We start from the raw sequence: 2,290 nt of genomic DNA on the forward strand, positions 1-2,290 counted from the left end.
AGTTGTCAGTTGTCAGTTGTCAGTTGTCAGTTGTCAGTTGTCAGTTGTCAGTTGTTAGTTGTCAGTTGTCAGTTGTCAGTTGTTAGTTGTTAGTTGTCAGTTGTCAGTTGTTAGTTGTCAGTTGTCAGTTGTCAGTTGTCAGTTGTCAGTTGTCAGTTGTCAGTTGTTAGTTGTCAGTTGTCAGTTGTCAGTTGTCAGTCATTAGTCATCAGTCAATAGTCATTGGTCATCAGTCATTAGTCATTGGTCATTCAGTCTGTCAACTGTCAACTGTCAACTGTCAACTGTCAACTGTCAAAGGAAGCTCGATCCGAAGGTAGACGATCGCCTGCGGAAATTAAGAATTTTTTGAAGGAAACTTGTGTTTTGGAATGACGCGACATCAAAATTGGGTTTGGGACTGAGGCAAAAGCCGATCGCCCGCAATGGCACAAATAACATTATATCTGCGGGGAAACCGCAGTGCCGTCTTCTACCGACCCGGACTGCTCCCCCAAATCCGCCCCCGCGTGCCCCACACTTCTGAGGGGCGCGCTACAATCTAAAGTCGATCGACTTAGCACTCAGAGTCAGAGAGTGCTAAATTTGCTAATGTAAGCGCAAGGAGACAAACATGACCAAAATAGTTGCATTTAGCGACAAATCGAGACGGGCACTAGAACGCGGCGTCAATCAACTCGCCGATGCAGTCCGCATCACCTTGGGCCCGAAAGGCCGGAACGTCCTACTGGAAAAGAAATTTGGCGCTCCCCAAATCGTTAACGACGGTATCACCGTTGCTAGGGAAATTGAACTCGAAGATCCTCTAGAAAATGCAGGCGCTCGCTTAATTCAAGAAGTCGCGTCCAAAACTAAAGATATCGCAGGCGACGGCACCACCACCGCTACCGTGATTGCTCAATCCCTGATTCGCGAAGGTTTAAAGAATGTCGCAGCAGGTGCAAATCCAGTCGCACTGCGCCGCGGGATTGACAAAACGATCGCCCACTTAGTCCTAGAAATCGCTAAATTAGCGAAACCAGTCGAAGGAAGTGCCATTGCTCAAGTCGCTACAGTCTCCGCCGGTAACGACGAAGAAGTCGGCGACATGATTGCTCAAGCAATGGAAAAAGTCACTAAAGATGGCGTTATTACTGTTGAAGAGTCGAAATCTCTATTGACAGAATTGGAAGTTGTCGAAGGGATGCAGTACGATCGCGGATATCTTTCCCCGTATTTCGTCACCAACAACGATCGCATGGAAGTTGAGTATGAAAACGCTCGCATCCTGATTACCGACAAAAAAATTAATTCCATTCAAGAACTAATTCCGATTCTGGAAAAAGTCGCCCGCACCGGTTCACCGCTGATCATTATCGCCGAAGATATTGAAGGTGAAGCTTTGGCAACTCTGGTAATCAACAAAGCACGCGGCGTGTTGAACATCGCAGCTACCAAATCTCCTGGTTTTGGCGAGCGACGCAAAGCCATGTTACAAGATATCGCCGTTCTGACCGGCGGTCAACTGATTTCTGAAGAAGTCGGACTCAGCATTGATACCGCAACACTAGAAATGCTCGGTACCGCCCGCAAAATTACGATCGACAAAGAAAACACCATCATTGTCGCTGGTGACGAACACAAAGCAGACGTGAAATCACGGATCGAGCAAATCCGCAAGCAGCTAGCAGCAACGGATTCTGACTACGATACCGAAAAGTTGACCGAACGGATTGCCAAACTGGCTGGCGGTATTGCTGTAATTAAAGTAGGCGCAGCTACCGAAACCGAGCTCAAGGACCGCAAATTGCGCATTGAAGATGCTCTCAATGCTACTAAAGCTGCTGTGGAAGAAGGTATCGTCGCTGGAGGCGGTACGACGCTGATTCACCTGATTACGAAAATAGATGCAATCAGAAAGACTTTGGACGCTGAAGAACAAGTAGGCGCTGACTTGGTTGCAAAAGCTTTGGAAGCTCCTTTGCGTCAAATCGCTGATAATGCGGGCGTTGAAGGTTCGATCGCGATCGAGCGAGTGCGGGATAGCGAGTTGAACTTTGGCTACAACGCTCTCACCGACGTGTACGAAGATATGATTGCTGCTGGAATTATCGATCCGGCTAAGGTTGTGCGATCGGCTTTACAAAATGCCGGTTCCATTGCTGGTATGGTTTTGACCACTGAAGCTGTGATTGTCGAAAAACCTGAGAAGAAAAAAGCCGGCGGCGACATGGGCGACATGGGCGGCATGGGCGGCATGGGCGGCATGGGCGGCATGGGCGGCATGGGCGGCATGGGCGGCATGGGCGGC

At 48.9% G+C, this 2,290-nt stretch carries 1 protein-coding gene; it reads left to right on the forward strand.

Features of this window, described 5'->3' with window-relative positions:
• Positions 1–613: 613 nt before the first annotated feature.
• Positions 614–2,290 (forward strand): chaperonin GroEL (groL, locus tag QT974_RS33585; protein ID WP_333472689.1); only part of this gene is annotated, 1,677 nt, incomplete at its 3' end.

Source organism: Microcoleus sp. BM001215392 (genome assembly GCF_036700185.1).
Taxonomy (GTDB): domain Bacteria; phylum Cyanobacteriota; class Cyanobacteriia; order Cyanobacteriales; family Microcoleaceae; genus Microcoleus.